The sequence below is a fragment of the Streptococcus sp. SCPM-O-B-15277 (M60) genome (assembly GCF_058200335.1).
The window spans coordinates 174,979-197,136 of record NZ_JBYQGR010000001.1 but is presented as its reverse complement, the minus strand read 5'-3'; the positions used below and the strand labels follow the sequence as shown (position 1 = coordinate 197,136).

Below are 22,158 nucleotides of genomic sequence, written 5' to 3'. Positions count from 1 at the left end.
ACCTTTCTCTTGTTCACCTTTAAAAAATGAGGTTGAGAAAATTTCTCAGCCCCAACCTATATGCAATTTTCTATAAGCCATGTTTTGTTCCAGAAGTGACTAGGACCACTTCTTTCGATAATCATCTGTCTACCACTAACAGCTAGAAGCTGCTAGCAGTCAGAGTACTACGTTCGTTTCCGCGCACTCCATGCCCCGACCAAAATTTGGGTTGCTAGCTTGAGGGGTTTACCGCGTTCCACTCTCTCTGTTTCCAGAGAGACTTCGTCACTGTGGCACTTTCAGAGCTACTAAAACATATCCGAAAACTTAGTCTATTCACTCGCCGTAACGATTTCTCGTCCCTAGGCTTATGGTTTCGCCTAGCACAAACACTACAGGCATCACAGCCTGTGCTAGCATGGACTTTCCTCATGAAAAGATAAACTCTCCACGCGATTATCCAAAAATTGCACAACTGTATGATTCTTAGAAATCAGAATTTTCTACGATTTGTTTTCCAAATACTTCTTTTTCAAGACGATTCAAGCGTTTCAAGATATCAAAGTTAGTCATAGAAGTCGTACTTCCAAGCTCAGTAGGCTCAGACGTTACAGATACAGGTTCCACTTGAGGTTTGTTCGCCAATTGTTCTTTCAATTCTGCGACTTCCAATCGCAATGATTTAACCAACGCTGCATAGGTTTCATAATCCTTGATAACGTCATCTAAGAATTCATCTACCTCTGCTTTACTGTATCCACGTACCTCTCTTCCAAAATCCTGCTCAAAAATATCCTTTGCTGTAAAAATAATACTTGCCATGTCTCTCTCCATTCTCAGTTACTAGTATTATTATATAAAAAAAGGCAAACAAAAAGCAAGGTCAAAGCCTCAATTTTCGGAAAAATTTTCGGACATTTCGTTTAAATCCTCAAATGTTAATCTTTTTGTAATATAGTTGTCTTTCTTTTTCATCAGTTCGTAAAAAAATTTCAGTTTTGTTTCGTTTTCTTCATCGTAAAAAAGATAGGCTCCATCTGTGTTTTCTAGCAAAAATATTTGATAATCTCTCAGTTGACCTTTATGCTCATACGTCGGATAGGCATACTTAATAAAATCAACCTGTTTAAAATCACTCAGTTTGACCTGGTTAGCTTCATTCCAATTCGATCCATGGGTCTCAAAGTCAAAAATGGTCGCTAGTTGAAATCCATAGTCTTCTTTCATGTCTCTAGCCACTTCTAAGACCCAGTGTTCAAAACCCAGAGAACCCGTAAATACTAGCCATTGCAACCCTTCCTCAACCATTCTTTCCAAATCTCTACGAATAGCTTTTTTTATGATTTTTAAGCGAATGTCCTTTTCATTAAACACTCCTAAATCAAAAGCTGAGTATCCCAAAACCAAGGCTGTATGCATTTTTTCACCCTTTCTGAAAACCTTTGTGGTATAATAGAGTGATGTTATTGTACCAATAAGGAGGACTATGGTCAACTATCCACATAAACTTTCATCTAAACCAAGCAAAACTTCTCTACCTCAAACTAAAAATTTCGCAAATCGAGGTATGAGTTTTGAAAAGATGATTAATGCTACCAATGACTACTATCTATCACATGGAATAGCAGTCATTCACAAAAAGCCAACCCCAGTTCAGATTGTTCGGGTCGACTACCCTCAACGGAGTCGCGCTAAAATTGTTGAAGCCTATTTTAGACAGGCCTCAACCACTGACTACTCGGGGGTTTATGAAGGATTCTACATTGATTTTGAAGCAAAGGAAACCCGACAAAAAAATGCCTTCCCGATGAAGAACTTCCATTCTCATCAGATTCAGCATATGGAACAGGTTCTTGAACAACAGGGGATTTGCTTCGTCCTCATCCATTTTTCTTCTTATCAAGAAACATATTTATTACCGGCGATTGACCTCATCCGTTTTTATCAAAAGGATATGGGAAAAAAATCAATGCCGCTTGATTATATTCGAGAGCATGGTTATGTCATTGAACAACAAGCTTTTCCTCAAATACCTTATCTCGATATCGTCAAACTACATTTACTAGGTGGTAAAACAATATGAATAAACAACTTATCTGGCGCATCGCTAAATATCTAGGAATTGGATTCTTAGCAGCCTTTATTGCTTCAATATTGATTGGCGGTAGTGTCTTCTTCTACTATGTATCTAAAGCACCAGAACTTTCCGAAAGCAAACTTGTCGCAACAACTTCAAGTAAAATTTACGATAGTAAAAACGAATTGATTGCTGACTTAGGGGCCGAGCGTCGTGTCAATGCTCAAAGCAGTGATATTCCTATTGAATTGGTCAATGCAATTGTCTCTATCGAGGATCACCGCTTTTTTAACCATAGAGGGATTGATAGTATCCGTATCTTGGGTGCTTTCTTACGAAACTTAAGTAGTAGAGGTGGTCTTCAAGGTGGTTCAACCTTGACGCAACAGTTGATTAAGCTAACTTATTTTTCAACTTCTTCGTCAGACCAAACTATCTCTCGTAAGGCTCAGGAAGCTTGGTTAGCGATTCAGTTAGAAAGAACTGCAACCAAACAGGAAATTTTGACATATTACATTAATAAGGTCTACATGTCTAATGGTAATTATGGTATGCAGACAGCTGCGGAAAACTATTATGGTAAAGATCTAAAAGACTTATCCATCCCTCAGCTAGCACTCTTAGCAGGTATGCCACAGGCTCCAAACCAATACGATCCTTATTCTCACCCTGAAGCAGCTCTTGAAAGACGAAACCTCGTTTTGTCAGAAATGCAAAAACAAGGTTACCTTACAGCCGAGCAATATGAAACAGCCATCAATACTCCAATCACAGATGGTCTTCAAAGTCTAAAATCCGTTAATAGCTATCCACAGTACATGGATAACTATCTTAAAGAGGTTATTGACCAAGTTCAGCAAGAGACAGGTTATAATCTATTAACAACAGGTATGGAAGTCTATACCAACGTCGACCAAGACGTTCAAAAACGACTTTGGGATGTATACAACACGGATGAATATGTAAACTATCCAGATGATGAAATCCAAGCAGCTTCTACCATTATTGATATATCAAATGGTAAAGTTATTGCTCAACTTGGTTCTCGTCACCAAGCTAGTAACGTATCTTTCGGTATTAACCAAGCTGTTGAAACTAACCGTGACTGGGGTTCTACCATGAAACCAATCACAGACTATGCCCCTGCATTAGAGTATGACATTTATGACTCTACTGCCTACATGCTCAAGGATGTACCATATAACTTCCCAGGTACTAGCACTCCAGTCTACAACTGGGATAGAAGTTATTATGGTAATATTACCCTTCAAACTGCTATCCAACAATCGCGTAATGTCCCAGCCGTTGAAACTCTCGATAGAGTTGGACTCGATAAAGCAAAAGGTTTCCTAAATGGATTAGGCATTGATTATCCAACTATGGTATACGCAAATGCAATTTCAAGTAATACGACCGAATCAGGTAAACAGTACGGTGCAAGTAGTGAAAAAATGGCTGCAGCTTATGCCGCATTTGCGAATGGTGGTACTTATTATAAGCCAATGTACATCAACAAAGTAGTATTCAGTGACGGAAGTTCTAAGGAATTCTCCGCCCCTGGAACTCGTGCTATGAAAGAAACAACAGCTTATATGATGACCGAGATGATGAAAACAGTACTATATTATGGAAACGGTACTGGTGCTTACATTTCTTGGTTACCTCAAGCGGGTAAAACTGGTACATCAAACTACACGGATGAGGAGATTGAAAATTATATTAAAACGAGTCAATTAGTCGCTCCAGATGAAATGTTTGTTGGATATACCCGTAAGTATTCAATGGCTGTTTGGACAGGATACTCTAATCGCCTTACTCCAGTTATAGGAGATGGATTTAGAGTAGCAGCCAATATTTACCGCTCAATGATGGAATATCTCTCTGAAGATGACCATCCGGGAGATTGGACGATGCCTGAGGGACTTTATAGAAGTGGTGATTACATCTTCAAGAATGGTGCACGTAGCAACTGGGTTCAACAAACAACTCAACAATCTTCAACAACATCTTCTAGCTCAACGACTGAAAATCAAACCTCAGTTGTTGAAACTACTAACCCAAATACTGCACAGAACCCATCTACTCCAAATACAAATCAAAACCCTCAACAAAATCAAAATCCGCAAGGACAACAATAATCATAAAAGACCTAGGAAGATTTTTCCTAGGTCTTTTTCTATCAAAAAAAGTGGAGTTAATCTCTAACTCCACCTTCTTTTATTTAACATGGTTTGCAAGATCTTCTTGCGCTTTTTTATTAGATTCTTCTTTTTCTTTCTTCCATTTATCTTGAGCTTTTTGATATTCATCAGTAGTTACTGGTTTATCTTGAAGTTCAAGGTATTTGTATAAGAGGGCTTCACTTGTTCCCTTGTTGCCTGAGTATGCAAACGGAAGAGTATATGGCACCATCTTAGACAACATTGGACGTCCAGTTTGAGAAGTTGTTGGAATAATCAAAGCGCTATCTGTCAACCAAGCTTGGGCAGCAGCATATTTATCATAACGTTTTGAAACATCTGTGTCTTCATTGTCAGCTTCAACAACCATCTTTTCGTAATCTTCCAAACCAACTTGTTTGGCAGCGGCGTTGTTTGTACCAGAATCAAATCCTAGATAAGTCTTAGTATTTTCACCTACAGACGGTTTGATGATATCAAGGTAAGTAGATGGGTCAATATAGTCTGGTGACCAACCAACGTTATCTGAGAGATCCCAATCTTCTCCAGCAGCTGTTTCAGCAAAGTAGGTAACATTAAGAACTTCATCTTTTTGAAGTTGTTGAATATCAATAATAACATTGTCAGTTCCTAATGTTGCTTCAAGTGATTGTTTCAATGACTGAACACGTTGAACTTTTGTAGTATTAGTCTGGTCAACTGGCATATCCAAATGAATTGGGAATTGAACGCCTTCTGCTTGGAGAGCTGTCTTAGCTTTAGCAAATTCTGCTTTCGCTTTTTCAGGATTGTAAAGACCATCTTGAGCGTCATCTAGATTGACATCTTTCCACTCATCACCATAGGTTACCAATTTTTCTTTAACTAATTCACCAAAGTTTTTACCATCTGCTTGAACAAATGTTGGTGGTACGAACAAGTTGCGAAGAAGTTTGCTTGCTCCACTTTCTCCATTGACTTGAGAAGCATAGGCTGTTCTATCAAAACCAAAAGCAATGGCTTGACGGAAGTCTTTATTTAGGAGAGCTTTTTTAGTTGATGTCTTTTGCTCATCTGTAGTCTTAGAAGTGTACTTGTAAGACTGACGGTCAATATTTGTCCCAACTAAGAAAGTAGCAGAATCCTGTGGTGTATAAACGATGTTATCCTTAAACTCTTTTTCAAGTTCAGGATATCCTGCACTTGTTGGGAAGAGACGAGCCATTGAGAAGCCACCATCCTTAAAGGTGTCTGCAAGTTTGCCTGTATCTTGACCATCCCAGAATGATAGTTTTACTTTATCAATATGAACATTGTCCTTATCCCAGTAGTTTGGATTCTTTTCAAATTCTACTGAAGATTTAGCTACCAATGATTTCAACAAGAAAGGACCGTTGTAAAGAATACTGCTTGGATCAGTTGCTTTGGCAAAGTCACTTCCTTTAGAAGTAAGGAATTCTTCATTGACTGGTGCAAGAATACCCATGGTTGTCTTAGAGTTCCAGAAGCTTTCTGGTTTATTCAAAGTATATTGAACAGTTTGATCATCAACTGCCTTGATTCCAACTTCTGAGAAGTCTTTTACTTCACCTTTGACATAAGCGTCAAGACCTTTAATGGATTCTTGAACAAGATAAAGGGCTTCTGACTTATTATCAGCTGCATATTTAAGACCTGTTACAAAGTCTTGAGCTTTCACAGCCGCGTATTCTTCACCCTCAGAAGTGTACCACTTAGCATCTTTACGGATTTTGTAAGTGTATGTCAAACCGTCTTGAGATACAGACCAGTCTTCTGCCATTGATGGCACAAAGTTCCCATAGCGGTCATTTTCCATCAAACCATCAATGACGTTACTAGTGATATTAGCAGTTGCAGCTTTACCAGTTGTCAAATAGTTGAGGTTGTCTGGGTCAGTTTCATAAACGTAAGAAAAAGTTTTCTCACCTTTTGCACTAGAGCCCGAACCCGAACAAGCTGCCAAAACACCTGACGCTAACAGAGTCACTCCTGCTAGGGCCATTACTTTTGAAAATTTCATAATAAACTCCTTTTTGACTTTTTATACATTATAGTCCCTTTTCAGCCAAGTGTTAATACAATTTTCAGAATTTTTCAAATTAATTTGAAAATTTTTTCTTCCTCTATTTCTAATATGAAAATATTTTTAGGAAAATTTCTATTATAGCCGTTTATCAACTATATCTTTATGATATAATGAAATAAGAAAGTTGAAAGGAAATGCCATGTCAAAAGAAGTTATTGTTGAAAGTTTTGAACTAGATCATACGATTGTAAAAGCTCCTTATGTCCGCTTGATTGGAGAAGAGACTGGACCGAAAGGAGATATCATTTCTAACTTTGATATCCGCTTGGTTCAACCAAATGAGGACTCTATCCCTACTGCTGGACTTCATACTATTGAGCACCTCTTGGCTAAGCTAATCCGTACTCGCATCGACGGTATGATCGATTGTTCACCATTTGGTTGTCGAACAGGGTTCCATATGATTATGTGGGGACGTCATTCTAGCGCTGAAATCGCAGCTGTCATCAAGGATTCTCTAAAGGAAATCGCTGAAACAACAACTTGGGAAGATGTCCCAGGAACAACTATTGAATCTTGCGGAAACTACAAGGATCACAGCCTCTTTTCTGCTAAGGAATGGGCAAAATTGATTCTTGAACAAGGAATTTCAGATGATGCCTTTGAACGTCACGTCATCTAATAATAAAAAAAGAAACCAGCTGTTGAACTGGTTCCTTTTTAATTTTCAAAATCTTGATTTAGGCTTTTTCACGAATGACCAAAACACCATCTTCCATGTCAGCTTCTAGGTGTTTAGCATCAAGATTATCCAAGTGGAAATCTGTCACTTTATCACGGATTTGTTGTTCAACCACACGACGGAGAGGACGAACACCCATGACTTCATCATAACCTTCTTCAGTCATGTATTCTTTGGCAGCTTCGCTCACTGCCAAGTCGATTTCTTTCTTAGCAAGTGTCTTATTAACATCAATCAACATCAAATCTACAATCTTAGAAAGATCTTCCTTGCTCAAATGTGAGAATTCGATAACAGCATTGAAACGGTTGAGGAATTCTGGACGGAAGTAAGGTTTCAAACGATCCATGAGTTCCGGTTTATCAGCATCTTCTGTCAAGTTCGCTTCATAGCCAAATCCTGCGTTTGAAGTTGCGATAATCACGGTATTCTTGAAGTTTACAGTGTTACCTTGACCATCTGTCAAACGACCATCATCCAAAACTTGAAGGAGAAGTGTAATCACTTGAGGATCTGCCTTTTCAATTTCGTCAAGAAGGATGATTGAGTAAGGATTGCGACGTACACGTTCTGTCAAGGTATTGTTGTTGTCATCGTAACCAACGTAGCCGGCAGTGGTACCAATCAATTTAGATACAGCTGTACGATCGCTGTATTCTGACATGTCCAAACGGATGATGGCATCTTTGGTACCGAACATATCAAGGGCCAATTGTTTAGCCAACTCAGTCTTACCGACACCGGTAGGTCCGACGAAGAGGAAGCTACCGATTGGACGGTTGCCTTCGTCAAAGCCTGCACGGTTCCGACGAATCGCTTTTGCAACGGCTTCAACGGCCTTATCTTGACCGATAACCTTGGTTTGCAAACGGTGACCCATATCTTTCAAACGTTCGATATCAGTTGCACCCATTTGAGAAACTGGAATACCCGTCATCCGTTCTACTGATTCAGCCACATCGTTGATTGTTGCTGTTACTTTATGGTCTTCCGTATGGTTGGCAATTTTCTTTTCAAGTTCTTCAATACGAACCTTAGCATTAAGGGCTGCTTCATAGTCTTCTTTAGCGGCAGCTTCTTCTTGTTTGGTTTTTTCCGCTTGAATTTCGTGCTCAACCGCATGTACATCTGTCACAGGGTGTTGAGCCGCCAAGTGAGCCGCTGTCACATCGACCAAGTCAATCGCCTTATCTGGCAAGCTACGTTGTGGAATGTATTGAACAGAATAGTCAACTGCAGCTTTCAAGACTTCATCTGGCAAGACAACATTGTGGTGTTGTTGATAAAGATCACGGATCCCTTGGAGAATCTTGAAGGTATCTTCAGCAGATGGAGCATTCACCTTGACTTCGTTGAAACGACGAGCAAGGGCAGCATTTTTCAAGATGGTATTACGGTATTCATCCTGAGTAGTTGCACCAATCACTGTCAATTCCCCACGTGAAAGAGCTGGTTTCAAGATATCAGCAAGACCTTTAGACCCTTGACCATCACCTGTGCTACCAGCACCAAGAATTTGGTGAATTTCGTCGAAGAAAAGGATAATATTTCCAGCTTCTTTGACTTCGTTTACCAAGTTTTGAATGTTTTCTTCAAAGCTACCACGGTATTGAGTACCAGCTTCAAGTCCAGAAATATCAATAGAAATGATCTCTTTGTTCTTGATAGCTGCAGGAACGTCACCGTTCACGATAGCTTGGGCCAATCCTTCTACTACTGCAGTTTTACCAACACCAGCATCACCGACGAGAACTGGATTATTCTTTGTGCGACGAGAAAGAATTTCAGAAGTTTCTTGGATTTCTTTATTACGTCCAATAACCGGATCTAACTTACCTTCACGTGCTTCTGCTGTTAAGTTACGTCCAAGTTTTGCAAGAATCCCATCTTGTTTCATAGCTTTACCTTGAACGTACTGAGCTTGTTCACTTCCTTCGCTTGGAAGTTGACCAGTTTGACGGTAAATAGCGAATTCTTCAGGCGTTACTTCACGGCCGTTAATCAAGTAACGACGATTTTCTGAACTGTATCCACGCATACCACCCATCAATTGGTTAAATAGATCATCCATGTTGTTAAAGTTATTAAAGTTGTTATTCATATTTCATACCTCGTTTGTTTTCAAATTTACTTAGTCAAAATAATTTGACTTTCTCTGACCTTTGTTTTAAAAAATTTAGATTAGCTATTTGCTACTCTACGTATAATTTCAGGTTTTTCTTTATCCAATACAGGTTTTGCAATTGGACTTCTAAAAATACTAATGTTAACCATAGGTTGTACCTCTTTTCTAGGTTTTACCCATACTTTGATCTTAAGATAGTATATACAATCATCTTAAAATCAATGTTTTCTAAGGACTTTCTTATCCTTATGTTCTTAGTATATCACTTTGGTCAGTTTTAGTCAACATATTTGACCAAATTTGACTAATTTTTTTTAAAAAATTTTTATAACAAAAAACCAGTCAGAGTGACTGGTTTTTGATTTACTATTTATAAATCTTAGCTCAATGCATCATCCATTGAAAGAACTTCGTGGAAGACACGTTGTGTTAATTCAGTTTTTTGTTCTGGAGTGAGGTATTTAGTGTTTACACAGTATCCAGAGATACGTACGATTACGTCTTCACCTGACATGATCTTTTCGTAAACATCGTTCAAGTCCATAACGTTCAAGTTAACGTGTTGTCCACCGTTTTCGAAGTAACCATCAAGGATTGTTACTAAGTTATCAACTTGTTCGTCACGAGTTTTACCAAGAGCACGTGGTGAAACTTGAGTTGTCAATGAGATACCATCAGCTGCGTAACCAAAGTCAAGGCTAGCAAGTGAGTTCAAGTTTTGCAACCATCCACCTTTAGCTTTGTTAGATGGGTTAGCACCTGGTGAGAAGAATTCAAGTTTAGACAAGTTCACAGAACCATCTTCGTTGAGGTATACACCTTTGTGGACTGGTGAGTTACCAGTTTGTTTAGAGTAAGCAACGTTAGATGTGATTGTCAAAAGTGATACAGTAGCTTCTGCGTCTTTGTAAAGTTTGTGGCTACGTAGACGAGTTGTGTAAGCTTCGATCAACCATTCTGCCAATTCGTTTGAACGTGGGTCATCTTCACCCCAACGTGGGTATTCACCGATTGTTTCGTAATCGTAGATGTAGCCATTTTCGTCACGGATTGGTTTAACTGTAGCGTACTTGATAGCTGACAATGTATCAACAGTGTTAGCAAATCCACAGATACCGAATCCCATGTTAGCACGTTGTTTAGTTGGCAAGAAGGCCATTTGAACAGCTTCGTAGTTGTACTTATCAGTCATGTAGTGGATGATGTTCAAAGCATCTACGTAAGTGTCAGTCAACCAGTCAAGAGATTTTTCAAAGTTTGCTTTAACTGATTCGAATTCAAGAACTTCGTCGCGGATTGGTTCGATGTCAAATACTTTATAGTCTTTATGAACATCGTCGTAACCACCGTTCAAACCAGTAAGAAGAGCTTTAAGAACGTTAACGCGAGCACCGAAGTACTGGATGTTGTGACGTTGTTCTTCGTTTTCTGGGTCAAGTGGAGATACACAACATGAGATACAGCTCATTTCACCGTATCCGTCTTTAGCCATTGTTGTAACACCTTCGTATTGGATTGAAGAGTGTTTGTGGCTCATGTGCATACAGTAGTGGCGGAAGTTGTATGGCAATTTGTCAGTCCAAAGAACTGTCAAGTTTGGTTCTGGAGAGTTACCGATGTTATCAAGAGTGTTCAAGAAACGGTAGTCCATCTTAGTAACACGGTGACGACCGTCGTTACCCATACCAGCCATAGAAGTTGTGATGAAGGTTGGGTCACCTGAGTACAATTGGTCATAAGCTTTTGTACGAGCAAATTTAACTGTACGAAGTTTCATAACGAAATCATCAACAAATTCTTGGATTTCTGATTCAGTAAATGTACCACGAGCAAGGTCACGTTCTGCGTAGATATCCAATACGATTGGCACACGTCCTAGAGATGTAGCTGCACCGTTGATAACACGGCAGACAGACATGAAGGCAATGTTTACCCATTGGATAGCTTCTTTAACGTTCATCGCTGGTTTGCGAACGTCAACTCCGTAAAGATCACCCAAGCGTACAACTTGTTGCAATGCTTGATATTGAAGGTTGATTTCTTCACGAAGACGGATTGTTTCTTCATCGATTTCTTCGATTGAGTTCCAATCGTTCACTTTTTCTTGCATCAAGTAGTCTGCACCGTAAAGAGCAAGACGCGCATAAACACCGATGATACGTCCACGTGAATATGCATCTGGAAGACCAGTTACAGTGTGAGCGTGGCGAGCACGACGGATGTTTGAAGTGTAAGCACGGAAGATACCGTCGTTAACAGTTGTTACATATTTTGTGAAAATTTCGTGAACAGCTGGGTCTGGCTCGTATCCATTTTCTTTCAAAGTAGTTTCAGCCATACGGATACCACCTTTTGGCATGAAGTTCAATTTGAAGAGTTCATCGTTTTGGATACCATAAATAACTTCGTTTTCTTTGTCGATGAATCCTGCAGGGATGTCAGCGATAGAAGTTGGACGAGTGTCCATTGGGAAACGAGTTTCTTCGTAGTGTGCTTTAGTTTCTTCTACGATTTTTTTGATGTGAAGTGAACGCTCTGTTGGTCCTGCAAGGAAGCTTTCATCTCCATCATAAGGTGTGTAGTTAGCTTGTACAAAGCGTGATACACTTGCTTTTTCTTTCCAGTCAACACCTTTAAAGCCTTCCCAGGCTTTGTCAAAAATGTCCTGTGCTTCAACAACTGTCTTAACAACCATGTTAATGTCCTCTTTTATCTTTCTAGTAACAGTCATCTGTTACATTCATGTATTCAGTATAACACACAGTAAACGATTTCAACAAGTAAAATCACACTTTTTAACCACTTTCTTTTATAATACAGTTGCGTTTTTCTTATAAACTGTAGTATAGTTTTGAAAAAAGGTTGACTATTTCCTATTTTTTCAGAAAAGGGGTATAATAAAGCTAGCAAATCTATCAAAGAAAGGCCATTTCATGCTGATATTTCCACTGATGAATGATTTATCTCGTAAAATCATCCATATTGACATGGATGCCTTTTTTGCTGCTGTTGAAATTCGTGACAATCCCAAACTAAAAGGGAAACCAGTTATTATCGGTAACGATCCAAGAAAAACAGGTGGTCGAGGCGTTGTTTCAACCTGTAGTTATGAAGCGAGAGCATTCGGCATCCACTCAGCTATGAGTTCTAAAGAGGCTTATGATCGTTGTCCTCAAGCCGTTTTCATTTCTGGAAACTACGAAAAATATAGGGAAGTTGGTCAACAGATTCGGGCTATTTTTAAACGATATACGGATAAGATTGAACCAATGAGTATCGATGAAGCCTATCTAGATGTGACCGAAAACAAGCTTGGTATCAAATCCGCTGTTAAAATCGCTCGTTTAATCCAGCAGGATATTTGGCAAGAATTACAATTAACAGCATCAGCTGGTGTATCATACAATAAATTTTTAGCTAAAATGGCAAGTGACTATCAAAAACCTAAAGGTTTGACTGTCATTTTACCTGATGAAGCTGAAGATTTTCTCAAACAAATGGATATTGCTAAGTTCCACGGTGTAGGCAAGAAAACAGTCGAAAAATTGCATCATATGGGTGTAGTTACGGGAGCTGATCTTCTAGAAATCTCTGAAATTACTCTCATTGATCGTTTTGGTCGCCTCGGATTTGACCTATACCGTAAAGCTCGTGGCATAGATAATTCTCCAGTCAAATCAAATCGTATCCGTAAGTCCATCGGTAAAGAAAAAACCTACAGCAAAATTCTCAACATAGAAGAAGATATCAAAAAAGAGCTAAGTCTCCTTTCGGAAAAAGTCGCCCTTAATCTTCAAAAACACGAGAAATCTGGAAAGATTGTCATTTTAAAAATTCGCTACTCTGATTTTTCCACCTTGACGAAACGAAAAACTTTAGAACAGCAAACGCAAGACCCTGAACAAATTGCTCAAAGCATTATCCAACTCTACGAAACACTGAGTGATAAAGACAAGGGTGTTCGCTTATTGGGTGTCACTGTGACTGGATTCTAAAAACCTTGAAGGAAAATTCCTTCAAGGTTTCTTTCTTATACAAATAATCGAACAAAGCTATAAAGTAGTAAGACACTACCAAGAACAATACGGTATTTACCAAACACTGTAAAGTCGTGTTTTTTGACATAGCTGGTTAAGAAACGAATAGCAACCATGCTGACTGCAAAAGCAACTACCATAGCTACCAAGAGCAAGAAGAATTGACCAAAGCTCAACACTTCTCCCGCTTTGATAAATTTAAAAATCTTCAAAGCGCTGGCTCCAAACATAACTGGAATTCCTAGATAGAAGGTAAATTCAGTCACCACTGAACGACTAGTACCGTTCAACAAACCACCTACGATAGTGGCACCTGAACGACTAGTACCTGGCAAAAGGGCCAAGACTTGGAAAAGTCCAATATAGAGGGCTGTTTTATACGGTAATTTGTCTAACTCAGTGACTGTTGGCTCAATTGCTTGCGCTTTGTTGCGTTTTTCAAGAAAGATAAAGGCAACCCCATAAACAATCAACATAATGGCTACTGATACCATATTGTGAAAGTGAGTGTCAAACCAATCATCAAACTTAAAGACTAGAAGCAGAGGTAAAGTCGCAACAAAAACTTTGGACCATAACTGCCAAGTTTTACGAACTTGTACCTTATCCTTACCTGGTTTGAAGGGATTAAGCTTGTTAAAGTAGATAACCATAACGGCTAAGATTGCACCCAGCTGAATGACTACGTTAAACATAGACATGAAGGCTTCATTTTGATCTTTATACTGGATAAACTCTTCTGCTAAAATCAAGTGACCAGTACTTGAAATCGGCAACCATTCCGTAATTCCTTCAACAATACCAAAAAAGATTGATTTTAAAATTTCAAAAAAATACATAGATTACTCCTTTTTCTATTATCCATTATATCATACTTTTAAAGGCCGTGTTGAGTTTTCTTTAGAAAGCACCAACACTTCCACCACCGCCACCGCCTGAGAAACCACCACCAGAGCTACCGCTTCCGGATGATACAGAAAAGGTACTTGCTGTATTTGCGACCGATGTGTATAGATTGATTTGAGTAGCAGATGTGTGAAATTGTTTATCCCACCCACAAGATACATAAAGATTCATAGCAGCATTTTCAAGTTGAATATTGTGAAGCTTCATGATTTTATTTACCTTCTTAGCGTATCCATAGAGAGTTGCATAGACCAAAAGACGATTCCAAACAACAATACTCTCTAGTTCAGCCTTATCAAGATGAGCAATATCCCGAAGCATATTTTCAAAACTTGTCCAGTGATAAACAACTTCTGCCCCTTCTTCATTTAAGACTCCATCACGAGAAGGTCCTCGAGTTACTAAATGAATCAAACCACTCGCTAGTAAACCAATTAAACCTAAGGAAAGTAAAGGAAGCGAGAAATAGCCATGTGTTCGAAAACTATAGTAGAAAATGATAAGTCCGACAACACCTGTTACAGCCGAACAGACTTTCATTTTTTTCACAAGATTATTTTCTTTTTCCATTAAAGGTCGATAATAACTTGGAATTCGTAAAATGTTCACCTTGTCTCGAACACAACTTTGCATGCGTTCAAGTCGTCTCTCAAAGGAACGCTTGAGGTGCATGCCGAATTCTCGAATATGCTTCTCATCAGCTTCCTTAGCTCCATGGAATAAACCAGAAGAAACTTGATATTCAGGGAAAAGGTCTGAAAGAGCCAATTCTTTATTTGTAGAAAGAGTCATCCGCAGGCACTCCTTCTCAAAATTAGACAAACCTTTTTCACTGTTAATTTTGATCCAAGGCTCTTCTTCACCTTGAAAAATGGATAAATGCCCTCGATCGACTAAATCTAACAAGGTTGCTTGGATTAGTTGTTCAAAGGTGAATTTACCAAACTTCTGCTTATTTAGAGGGCTAACTTCCTCTAAGGATGTTGAATAGATTGCTTCTGCCAAAACCATTGGAGGCAGGTCCATTGGGGGTTCGTAGAGACGATGATTCTTTGGATATACCTTTTTAAGAGTCGTATGCTGACGAAATTCTCTATAATAGTGGATTGTTACTAGCAACAGAGCCGTAAAGAAGATTGGAAAAATCCATTTTATCATGACATTGGCCTGGACTTTTTCAGCCTTTATTTCTACCTCAACTCTTTTAAAGTTACTTAGATTATCTTCGTCCAGTCCTTGGCTTGGAGCACTTGAGAAAGCTTCTCTCGGCCAATAGGCATATAGCTCAACTTGATGGTTTCTAGGAAGATTTTTCATCTTCACTCGATAAATATCGTTTACTTTTTCGACACTACCCTCATTGAGGAGTTTACCAGTATGGAAAAAGAGTTTCTCGGCTGGTTTGTCCGATGTTACTCGAAATTCTAAATCTTTAATATCCCCTGAACTATCTGTCAGTGGTTGCCAATTCAGCTCAGCAATATCCTGATATAAGAAAAGAAGATTTTTCAATTGCCAAGTAACAGTTACCCGAACAGTATCTCCTGCATTTCCCGGATTAAAAATGGTGACCTTGTAGCCTTCCTCTTCTTCCTTAGTATATGAGAGGACATCCTGAACGATTTGCCCATTTTTAGATACAAGGACAGTTGGGTCATCATCAATCTCAAATCCCTTTGGCATCTTCCCTGCTTTACCGAGCCCAATCAATTGACCATTAAAATCATCTTTAAAATGGTAGGTAATTGTTTCTTGGAAAACTGCTGTATTATCTGCATGAATATTCAAATCCCCCTTATAGGATAGAATGTCGAAGTCTACTGCAAAAACAAGGCTCGGGATAAATAGTAAAAAAGTAAATACCAGGGCAAGTAACCATCTCTTTTTCATCTTACATTCCCTTTCACGTTTTTTCACTATTATATCATTTTTTAGAACTTAAGGTTTGCTTGTATTGAAAATCTCATCATTTTTAGATACAATAGAGGGAGCCATTTTTAGACTAGAAATAGGAGAAAACATGAAAAAATTATGCTTAACTATCCTTGCTAGCCTAGCCCTGACCCTAGGACTAGTTAGCCAGGTCCAAGCCGATGAATATTTACGCATCGGGATGGAAGCAGCTTATGCACCCTTCAACTGGACTCAAGACGACGATAGCAACGGTGCTGTCAAGATTGACGGGACCAACCAGTACGCCAATGGTTATGATGTTCAAATTGCAAAAAAAATCGCTAAAGACCTCGGTAAAGAACCCCTCATTGTTAAGACAAAATGGGAAGGACTTGTTCCAGCTCTGACTTCCGGTAAAATCGATATGATTATCGCTGGTATGAGCCCAACCGCTGAACGCAAGCAAGAAATTGCCTTCTCAAGTAGTTACTACACTAGTGAGCCTGTTCTCGTAGTGAAGAAAGACTCGAGCTACGCTAATGCTACTAGCTTAAATGACTTTGAAGGTGCTAAAATCACTTCTCAACAAGGTGTTTACCTTTATGATTTGATTTCTCAAATTCCAGGCGCTCAGAAGGAAACTGCCATGGGAGATTTCGCTCAAATGCGTCAAGCCCTTGAAGCTGGTGTCATTGATGCCTATGTTTCTGAACGTCCAGAAGCCTTAACTGCTGAATCAGCAAATGCTAAGTTCAAAATGATTCAACCTGAACCTGGTTTTAAAACTGGAGAAGAAGATACATCTATCGCTATCGGTCTACGTAAAGATGACGACCGTATCAGTCAAATCAACGCTAGCATTGAAACCATTTCTAAAGATGAGCAAGTTGCGCTCATGGACCGTATGATAAAGGAGCAACCTGCCGAATCTACAACGACAGAAGAAAACAGTAGTAATTTCTTTAGCCAAGTTGCTAAAATTCTAACTGAAAACTGGCAACAACTCTTGCGTGGTGCTGGTATTACCCTTCTCATTTCAATTATCGGTACCATCGTTGGTCTCGTTATTGGTCTGGCTATCGGTATCTTCCGTACGGCACCTCTATCTGAAAATCAATTTATTTTCGGTATTCAAAAACTAATCGGTTGGATTCTCAATATCTATATTGAAATTTTCCGTGGAACTCCTATGATTGTACAATCTATGGTTATCTACTATGGAACTGCCCAGGCTTTCGGAATCAACCTAGACCGTACTCTCGCTGCTATCTTTATCGTTTCTATCAATACCGGTGCCTACATGACCGAAATCGTTCGTGGTGGTATCCTAGCTGTTGACAAAGGACAATTTGAAGCAGCTACTGCACTTGGTATGACTCATAATCAAACCATGCGTAAGATTGTTCTACCTCAGGTAGTTCGAAATATCCTACCTGCTACTGGTAATGAGTTCGTCATCAACATCAAGGATACTTCTGTATTGAATGTTATCTCTGTTGTAGAACTTTACTTCTCAGGAAATACGGTAGCAACACAAACCTACCAATACTTCCAAACCTTTACTATTATCGCAGTTATCTACTTTGTCCTCACCTTTACAGTAACACGTATCCTACGCTATATCGAAAAACGGATGGATATGGATACCTACACAACAGGAGCTAACCAAATGCAAACGGAGGATTTGAAATAATGAATCAACCCATTCTTGAAATCAAACACCTCAAAAAATCCTATGGACAAAACGAGGTCCTAAAAGATATCTCTCTCACTATTCATAAAGGAGAAGTTATTTCTATCATCGGAAGTTCCGGTAGTGGTAAATCAACCTTCCTACGTTCAATCAACTTACTTGAAACACCAACTGAAGGTGAAATCCTTTATCACGGTGAAAACGTCCTTGAAAAAGGGTATAACCTCACTCACTATCGTGAAAAACTAGGAATGGTCTTTCAGTCCTTCAACCTCTTTGAAAATCTCAACGTGCTTGAAAATACAATCGTTGCCCAAACAACTGTACTCAAACGTGATCGCTCAGAAGCAGAGAAAATTGCAAAAGAAAATCTTGAAAAAGTTGGCATGGGAGAACGTTACTGGCAAGCTAAACCAAAACAACTTTCCGGTGGTCAAAAGCAACGTGTTGCGATTGCTCGCGCACTTTCAATGAATCCTGATGCCATTCTCTTTGACGAACCTACTTCAGCCCTTGACCCTGAAATGGTCGGTGAAGTTCTTAAAATTATGCAAGATTTAGCCCAAGAAGGTTTGACCATGATCGTCGTAACCCACGAAATGGAATTTGCTCGCGATGTATCACACCGTGTTATCTTTATGGATAAGGGTGTCATTGCTGAAGAAGGCAAACCAGAAGAACTATTTACAAATCCTAAAGAAGACCGTACAAAAGAATTTTTACAACGTTATCTTCGATAAAAAAAGACTGCAAATGCAGTCTTTTTTCTATTCTTACAAATGAAAAGGCAGATTCTTTTCGAACCTGCCTATATCCAAAGACTAATCTTCAAATTTTTCATGATTTTTATTGTAGAAATCAATTAAGCCGAGGGCTGTTTCAAAGGAAATGTTTTTAACTTTTGCACGTCCTTGAGCCAAAGCAATGATAGACATCTCACGCGCATTCGTTTCCTTAGAAATACGATACCCTGTGATCTTCTTATCACGAACCCAGCTAACAACTGCTTCTACTTTTTCAAAGTTAGACTTAGCCATGTTATTCTCCTATTTTTTTCTTTACGCAATCTCATTCTATATGTTTTTATAGTGTTTGTCAATTAAAACACATATATTAATAACATTATTGCGTTAAGATTGTAATTATTTAGCTTTCAAAGCTGATAATATATGGGTTCGAATATCTTCAACTCCATTAGGATTTGCTGGCAAGAATATTGTATTATTTCCTTGTTTATCTGCAAAATTATTCAATGTATCCAAATACTGATTGGTTAATAGGATTGACATAATTTGTTCTTCAGTTAATTCGACATTGGCTCCTTTTAACTCTTTAATAGAATCAGCAAGTCCATCAACAATTGCTTTTCGCTGCTCTGCGATCCCCACACCATGGAGACGATCTTTTTCTGCCTCAGCTTCTGCCGCTGTAACGATCTTAATCTTATCTGCTTCAGCCAATTCTTGAGCTGCCACTCTCTTACGTTGGGCAGCATTAATCTCGTTCATGGATTGTTTGACTTCTGCATCCGGCTCAACTTTGGTAATGAGCGTCTTAACGATAATATACCCATACGTCGACATTTCTTCTGCTACTTGCTTTTGAACTTCTAATGCAATTTCATCTTTTTTCTCAAACAATTCATCCAAAGTTAACTTAGGAACAGATGAGCGCAATGCATCTTCAATATAAGATTTAATTTGAGCTTCAGGTCTCATCAATTTATAGTAAGCGTCTGTAACGTTTAACTCATTTACACGGTACTGAGTTGCGACATTCATCGTCACAAAAACGTTATCTTGGGTTTTGGTTTCAACCACGATCTCACTCTGTAAAAGGCGTAGCTGCACACGAGCCGCAATTTTATCAATGCCAAATGGTGCCCGTAGATGAATACCACTATTACTTAACTTTTGATACTTACCAAATCGTTCGATAATTGCAACAGACTGTTGACGAACGACATAAACAGAGCTCACTAACACAGCTCCCACAATAAGCATTAGAATAACTAGAACAAGTAAAACTTGTAAAACCATGGGAATCTCCCCCTTTCTTCACTTACATTATAGCACTCGTATATAGGTTAGGCAAATGATATGATAAAAATTTTATAGGATATTAAACAAGCATATTATATAGGGTTTCGTTCCCATTCAAGTTAATATAAGACGGGTCAAATTTCTCCATTCGGTGAATCAAGGCCGCATAATCATGCTTGTTGGCAAGAGCAATCCCGATTAAGACTGGTCCTGTTCCCTTGCTAGCACGTTTAATATACTCAAAACGAGTGATGTCGTCATTCGGTCCTAAAATATCATTTACAAATTCTCGAAGAGCCCCTGGACGTTGCGGGAAGTTGACCACAAAGTAATGCTTGATGCCATCATAAATCAAGGCACGTTCTTCCATCTCTGGCATACGGTTGATATCGTTATTCCCTCCAGAGATGATACAACAAATGGTCTTACCTTTTATATAATCTGACAGTACTTCCAAGGCAGCCACACTAGCAGCTCCTGCAGGCTCCGCTACAATCCCTTGTTTAGAGTATAGATCTATCAAGGTCTCAGAGATTAAACCTTCATCCACTCCGATAAGCGTTTCAACATTTTTACGGGTTGCTTCATAGGTCAATTGTCCAACCTTCTGCACAGCAATTCCGTCTGCAAACTTATCAATTTCTTTGAGTTTGACCGGACCTCCAGCCTCAAATGCTGCCTTCATGGAACGAGCTCCGTTGGCTTCTACCCCCAGAACTTCAATAGCCGGATTCGTTTCCTTTATATAAGTAGAAACTCCTGCAATGAGTCCTCCACCTCCTACAGGCACCAAGACAGTATCAAAATCAATGGATTCTTTTCGCGCTTCTTCTAAAATTTCATAAGCTACTGTTCCTTGACCTGCTTGAACATAGGGGTCATCAAAGGGATCAATAAAAGTACGATTTTCAGCAACTGTATAGTCCTGAGCCGCCTTAGCTGAAGCATCAAAGGTATCACCAACTAATTTGATGGTTACAAAATCTCCACCAAAGAAACGAACTTGCCCAATCTTCTGTTGAGGTGTTGTAATTGGCATAAAGATTGTTGCAGGAATCTTCATCTCGTTACAAGTGTAAGCAACACCTTGAGCGTGATTTCCCGCTGATGCGCACACTACTCCACGTTCACGTTCTTCCTTAGTCAATTGTGAGATGGCATAATAAGCTCCACGAATTTTAAAAGAGCGGACTCGTTGAGCATTTTCTTTTTTGAGATAAATTTTAGCTCCGTATTTTTCGGATAAATAATGATCGTAGTCAAGTGGTGTATTGGCTACGACACCACTCAGAACCTTGTGGGCCTTCACCACATCTTTTGCACTAAGCATAATCTTCTCCTTGATTCTTTTTCAAGATAAAAAGCGGGTTAGGTACCCCCCAACTCGCCTTCTATTTTTATTCTCAAAAATTAGTTGTAGATTTTGAATGCGTCATCGTCGTTTTTACCGACAAATGGCATTGCTTTACGTAATTCAGCACCAACCTTTTCAATTTCAAGGTTCGCTGCTTGTTCACGGTAAGCAGTTAATTTTGGACGTCCAGCTTTGTAGTCGTTCACAAAGTCATTGGCAAATTTACCATTTTGGATATCCGCAAGAACTGCTTTCATGTTTTCTTTCACTTGTTCAGTGATCACACGTGGACCTGAAACGTAGTCACCATATTCAGCAGTATTTGAAATTGATTGACGCATTTTCTTGAATCCACCCTCGTAGATCAAGTCAACAATCAATTTCATTTCGTGAAGCACTTCAAAGTAAGCCAATTCTGGAGCGTATCCAGCTTCAGTCAAGACTTCGAAACCAGCTTCGATAAGGGCAGTCAAGCCACCACAAAGAACTGCTTGTTCACCAAACAAGTCTTCTTCAGTTTCTTCTTTGTATGTTGTCTCAAGAAGACCTACACGTGCTGCACCAACACCTTTACACCAGTCCATAGCGATGTCTTTCGCGTTTCCTGTTGCATCTTGGTAGACAGCGTAAAGTGCTGGAACACCAAATCCTTCTTCGTAAGTACGACGTACCAAGTGTCCCGGTCCTTTAGGAGCACACATGAAGACATCTACATCTGCAGGAACTTTGATGAATTCAAAGTGAATGTTGAAACCATGTGCAAATCCAACCGCATTACCAGCTTCCAAGTTTGGCGCAATTTCTGCTTCGTACAATTCTTGTTGGATTTCATCTGGAGCCAAGATCATGATAACATCTGCCAATTTAGTTGCTTCTGCTACTGTGTATGTATCAAAACCATCTTCTTTTGCTTTGTCAAAAGATTTACCTGGACGTACACCGATGATCACATCGTGACCTGAATCACGCAAGTTTTGAGCGTGTGCATGTCCTTGTGAACCATAGCCAATAACGGCGATTCTTTTACCGTCAAGCGCTGCTACTTTTACATCTTTTTCATATTCCATTTGAACTGCCATAGTTTTTCTCTCTTTTCTATTT

The 22,158-nt window shown here is 39.1% G+C and carries 17 protein-coding genes and 1 other RNA gene; 6 read left to right on the top strand and 12 right to left on the bottom strand.

Translation table 11 applies throughout. The features are described from left to right. Nucleotides 1-68 precede the first annotated feature (68 nt). The 3 genes from rnpB to AC3E9F_RS01025 form a co-directional block, all read right to left on the bottom strand. An RNA gene (gene rnpB, locus AC3E9F_RS01035) (RNase P RNA component class B) lies at nt 69-450 on the bottom strand. 18 nt (nt 451-468) lie between these two features. Next, on the bottom strand, nt 469-804 hold the full coding sequence (gene gpsB / locus AC3E9F_RS01030) for a cell division regulator GpsB (protein ID WP_025168611.1): 336 nt from the start codon (nt 802-804) through the stop codon (nt 469-471). Nucleotides 805-873: 69 nt separating this feature from the next. Continuing rightward, nucleotides 874-1,401: an SLOG family protein gene (locus AC3E9F_RS01025; protein ID WP_263393965.1), complete on the bottom strand. Its 528-nt coding sequence runs from the start codon at nt 1,399-1,401 to the stop codon at nt 874-876. A 67-nt stretch (nt 1,402-1,468) separates the two neighbouring features. On the opposite strand from AC3E9F_RS01025, the gene recU reads away from it, so the two are divergent. Both recU and pbp1a read left to right on the top strand, forming a co-directional pair. Further along, a complete protein-coding gene (recU, locus tag AC3E9F_RS01020; RefSeq protein ID WP_263393966.1) occupies nt 1,469-2,065 on the top strand; it encodes a Holliday junction resolvase RecU in 597 nt (198 codons plus the stop codon). Next, nucleotides 2,062-4,197 carry a penicillin-binding protein PBP1A gene (gene pbp1a / locus AC3E9F_RS01015; protein WP_263393967.1) on the top strand — a complete coding sequence of 712 codons (2,136 nt, stop codon included), beginning with the start codon at nt 2,062-2,064 and terminating at the stop codon, nt 4,195-4,197. The genes recU and pbp1a overlap by 4 nt, the downstream gene beginning before the upstream one ends. Before the next feature lie 79 nt (nt 4,198-4,276). On the opposite strand, the gene AC3E9F_RS01010 is transcribed toward pbp1a, so the two are convergent. After that, complete coding sequence (locus AC3E9F_RS01010) at nt 4,277-6,259, bottom strand: peptide ABC transporter substrate-binding protein (protein WP_263393968.1); 1,983 nt, start codon at nt 6,257-6,259, stop codon at nt 4,277-4,279. A gap of 205 nt (nt 6,260-6,464) precedes the next feature. Between AC3E9F_RS01010 and AC3E9F_RS01005 the strand changes: the two genes are divergently transcribed. Further along, on the top strand, nt 6,465-6,947 hold the full coding sequence (locus tag AC3E9F_RS01005) for an S-ribosylhomocysteine lyase (RefSeq protein WP_178895378.1): 483 nt from the start codon (nt 6,465-6,467) through the stop codon (nt 6,945-6,947). 58 nt (nt 6,948-7,005) lie between these two features. On the opposite strand, the gene AC3E9F_RS01000 is transcribed toward AC3E9F_RS01005, so the two are convergent. Both AC3E9F_RS01000 and pflB read right to left on the bottom strand, forming a co-directional pair. Then, a complete protein-coding gene (locus AC3E9F_RS01000; RefSeq protein ID WP_490672689.1) occupies nt 7,006-9,108 on the bottom strand; it encodes an AAA family ATPase in 2,103 nt (700 codons plus the stop codon). Nucleotides 9,109-9,511: 403 nt separating this feature from the next. Continuing rightward, the gene (gene pflB, locus AC3E9F_RS00995; protein WP_263393970.1) at nt 9,512-11,827 is read right to left on the bottom strand and encodes a formate C-acetyltransferase; all 2,316 of its coding nucleotides are present in this window, start codon (nt 11,825-11,827) and stop codon (nt 9,512-9,514) included. Between the two features lie 238 nt (nt 11,828-12,065). Here pflB and dinB point away from each other — a divergent pair, with 238 nt between their 5' ends. Continuing rightward, complete coding sequence (dinB, locus tag AC3E9F_RS00990; RefSeq protein ID WP_263393971.1) at nt 12,066-13,127, top strand: DNA polymerase IV; 1,062 nt, start codon at nt 12,066-12,068, stop codon at nt 13,125-13,127. A 35-nt stretch (nt 13,128-13,162) separates the two neighbouring features. On the opposite strand, the gene AC3E9F_RS00985 is transcribed toward dinB, so the two are convergent. Both AC3E9F_RS00985 and AC3E9F_RS00980 read right to left on the bottom strand, forming a co-directional pair. Next, nucleotides 13,163-14,008: an undecaprenyl-diphosphate phosphatase gene (locus AC3E9F_RS00985; protein WP_263393972.1), complete on the bottom strand. Its 846-nt coding sequence runs from the start codon at nt 14,006-14,008 to the stop codon at nt 13,163-13,165. A gap of 61 nt (nt 14,009-14,069) precedes the next feature. Then, nucleotides 14,070-15,965, bottom strand: coding sequence for a DUF2207 domain-containing protein (locus tag AC3E9F_RS00980; RefSeq protein WP_263393973.1), 1,896 nt, complete (start codon nt 15,963-15,965; stop codon nt 14,070-14,072). Between the two features lie 130 nt (nt 15,966-16,095). Here AC3E9F_RS00980 and AC3E9F_RS00975 point away from each other — a divergent pair, with 130 nt between their 5' ends. Then, the gene (locus tag AC3E9F_RS00975) at nt 16,096-17,661 is read left to right on the top strand and encodes an ABC transporter substrate-binding protein/permease (RefSeq protein WP_263393974.1); all 1,566 of its coding nucleotides are present in this window, start codon (nt 16,096-16,098) and stop codon (nt 17,659-17,661) included. After that, nucleotides 17,661-18,401 carry an amino acid ABC transporter ATP-binding protein gene (locus AC3E9F_RS00970; protein ID WP_490672688.1) on the top strand — a complete coding sequence of 247 codons (741 nt, stop codon included), beginning with the start codon at nt 17,661-17,663 and terminating at the stop codon, nt 18,399-18,401. The genes AC3E9F_RS00975 and AC3E9F_RS00970 overlap by 1 nt, the downstream gene beginning before the upstream one ends. Nucleotides 18,402-18,482: 81 nt before the next feature. On the opposite strand, the gene AC3E9F_RS00965 is transcribed toward AC3E9F_RS00970, so the two are convergent. The 4 genes from AC3E9F_RS00965 to ilvC form a co-directional block, all read right to left on the bottom strand. Then, nucleotides 18,483-18,698: a capsule biosynthesis transcriptional regulator gene (locus AC3E9F_RS00965; RefSeq protein WP_004251963.1), complete on the bottom strand. Its 216-nt coding sequence runs from the start codon at nt 18,696-18,698 to the stop codon at nt 18,483-18,485. A gap of 105 nt (nt 18,699-18,803) precedes the next feature. Further along, on the bottom strand, nt 18,804-19,700 hold the full coding sequence (locus AC3E9F_RS00960; protein WP_178895385.1) for an SPFH domain-containing protein: 897 nt from the start codon (nt 19,698-19,700) through the stop codon (nt 18,804-18,806). Nucleotides 19,701-19,782: 82 nt separating this feature from the next. Continuing rightward, the gene (gene ilvA / locus AC3E9F_RS00955) at nt 19,783-21,033 is read right to left on the bottom strand and encodes a threonine ammonia-lyase IlvA (RefSeq protein WP_490672687.1); all 1,251 of its coding nucleotides are present in this window, start codon (nt 21,031-21,033) and stop codon (nt 19,783-19,785) included. Between the two features lie 80 nt (nt 21,034-21,113). Next, nucleotides 21,114-22,136 (bottom strand): ketol-acid reductoisomerase, encoded by a 1,023-nt coding sequence (gene ilvC / locus AC3E9F_RS00950; protein ID WP_490672686.1) that lies wholly within the window; start codon nt 22,134-22,136, stop codon nt 21,114-21,116. Between the last annotated feature and the right edge of the window lie 22 nt (nt 22,137-22,158).

What these genes read in the sequence shown, in the direction of transcription:
- gpsB (WP_025168611.1), bottom strand. Translation starts at nt 804, where the DNA reads ATGGCAAGTATTATTTTTACAGCAAAGGATATTTTTGAGCAGGATTTT.
- AC3E9F_RS01025 (WP_263393965.1), bottom strand. Translation starts at nt 1,401, where the DNA reads ATGCATACAGCCTTGGTTTTGGGATACTCAGCTTTTGATTTAGGAGTG.
- recU (WP_263393966.1), top strand. Translation starts at nt 1,469, where the DNA reads ATGGTCAACTATCCACATAAACTTTCATCTAAACCAAGCAAAACTTCT.
- pbp1a (WP_263393967.1), top strand. Translation starts at nt 2,062, where the DNA reads ATGAATAAACAACTTATCTGGCGCATCGCTAAATATCTAGGAATTGGA.
- AC3E9F_RS01010 (WP_263393968.1), bottom strand. Translation starts at nt 6,259, where the DNA reads ATGAAATTTTCAAAAGTAATGGCCCTAGCAGGAGTGACTCTGTTAGCG.
- AC3E9F_RS01005 (WP_178895378.1), top strand. Translation starts at nt 6,465, where the DNA reads ATGTCAAAAGAAGTTATTGTTGAAAGTTTTGAACTAGATCATACGATT.
- AC3E9F_RS01000 (WP_490672689.1), bottom strand. Translation starts at nt 9,108, where the DNA reads ATGAATAACAACTTTAATAACTTTAACAACATGGATGATCTATTTAAC.
- pflB (WP_263393970.1), bottom strand. Translation starts at nt 11,827, where the DNA reads ATGGTTGTTAAGACAGTTGTTGAAGCACAGGACATTTTTGACAAAGCC.
- dinB (WP_263393971.1), top strand. Translation starts at nt 12,066, where the DNA reads ATGCTGATATTTCCACTGATGAATGATTTATCTCGTAAAATCATCCAT.
- AC3E9F_RS00985 (WP_263393972.1), bottom strand. Translation starts at nt 14,008, where the DNA reads ATGTATTTTTTTGAAATTTTAAAATCAATCTTTTTTGGTATTGTTGAA.
- AC3E9F_RS00980 (WP_263393973.1), bottom strand. Translation starts at nt 15,965, where the DNA reads ATGAAAAAGAGATGGTTACTTGCCCTGGTATTTACTTTTTTACTATTT.
- AC3E9F_RS00975 (WP_263393974.1), top strand. Translation starts at nt 16,096, where the DNA reads ATGAAAAAATTATGCTTAACTATCCTTGCTAGCCTAGCCCTGACCCTA.
- AC3E9F_RS00970 (WP_490672688.1), top strand. Translation starts at nt 17,661, where the DNA reads ATGAATCAACCCATTCTTGAAATCAAACACCTCAAAAAATCCTATGGA.
- AC3E9F_RS00965 (WP_004251963.1), bottom strand. Translation starts at nt 18,698, where the DNA reads ATGGCTAAGTCTAACTTTGAAAAAGTAGAAGCAGTTGTTAGCTGGGTT.
- AC3E9F_RS00960 (WP_178895385.1), bottom strand. Translation starts at nt 19,700, where the DNA reads ATGGTTTTACAAGTTTTACTTGTTCTAGTTATTCTAATGCTTATTGTG.
- ilvA (WP_490672687.1), bottom strand. Translation starts at nt 21,033, where the DNA reads ATGCTTAGTGCAAAAGATGTGGTGAAGGCCCACAAGGTTCTGAGTGGT.
- ilvC (WP_490672686.1), bottom strand. Translation starts at nt 22,136, where the DNA reads ATGGCAGTTCAAATGGAATATGAAAAAGATGTAAAAGTAGCAGCGCTT.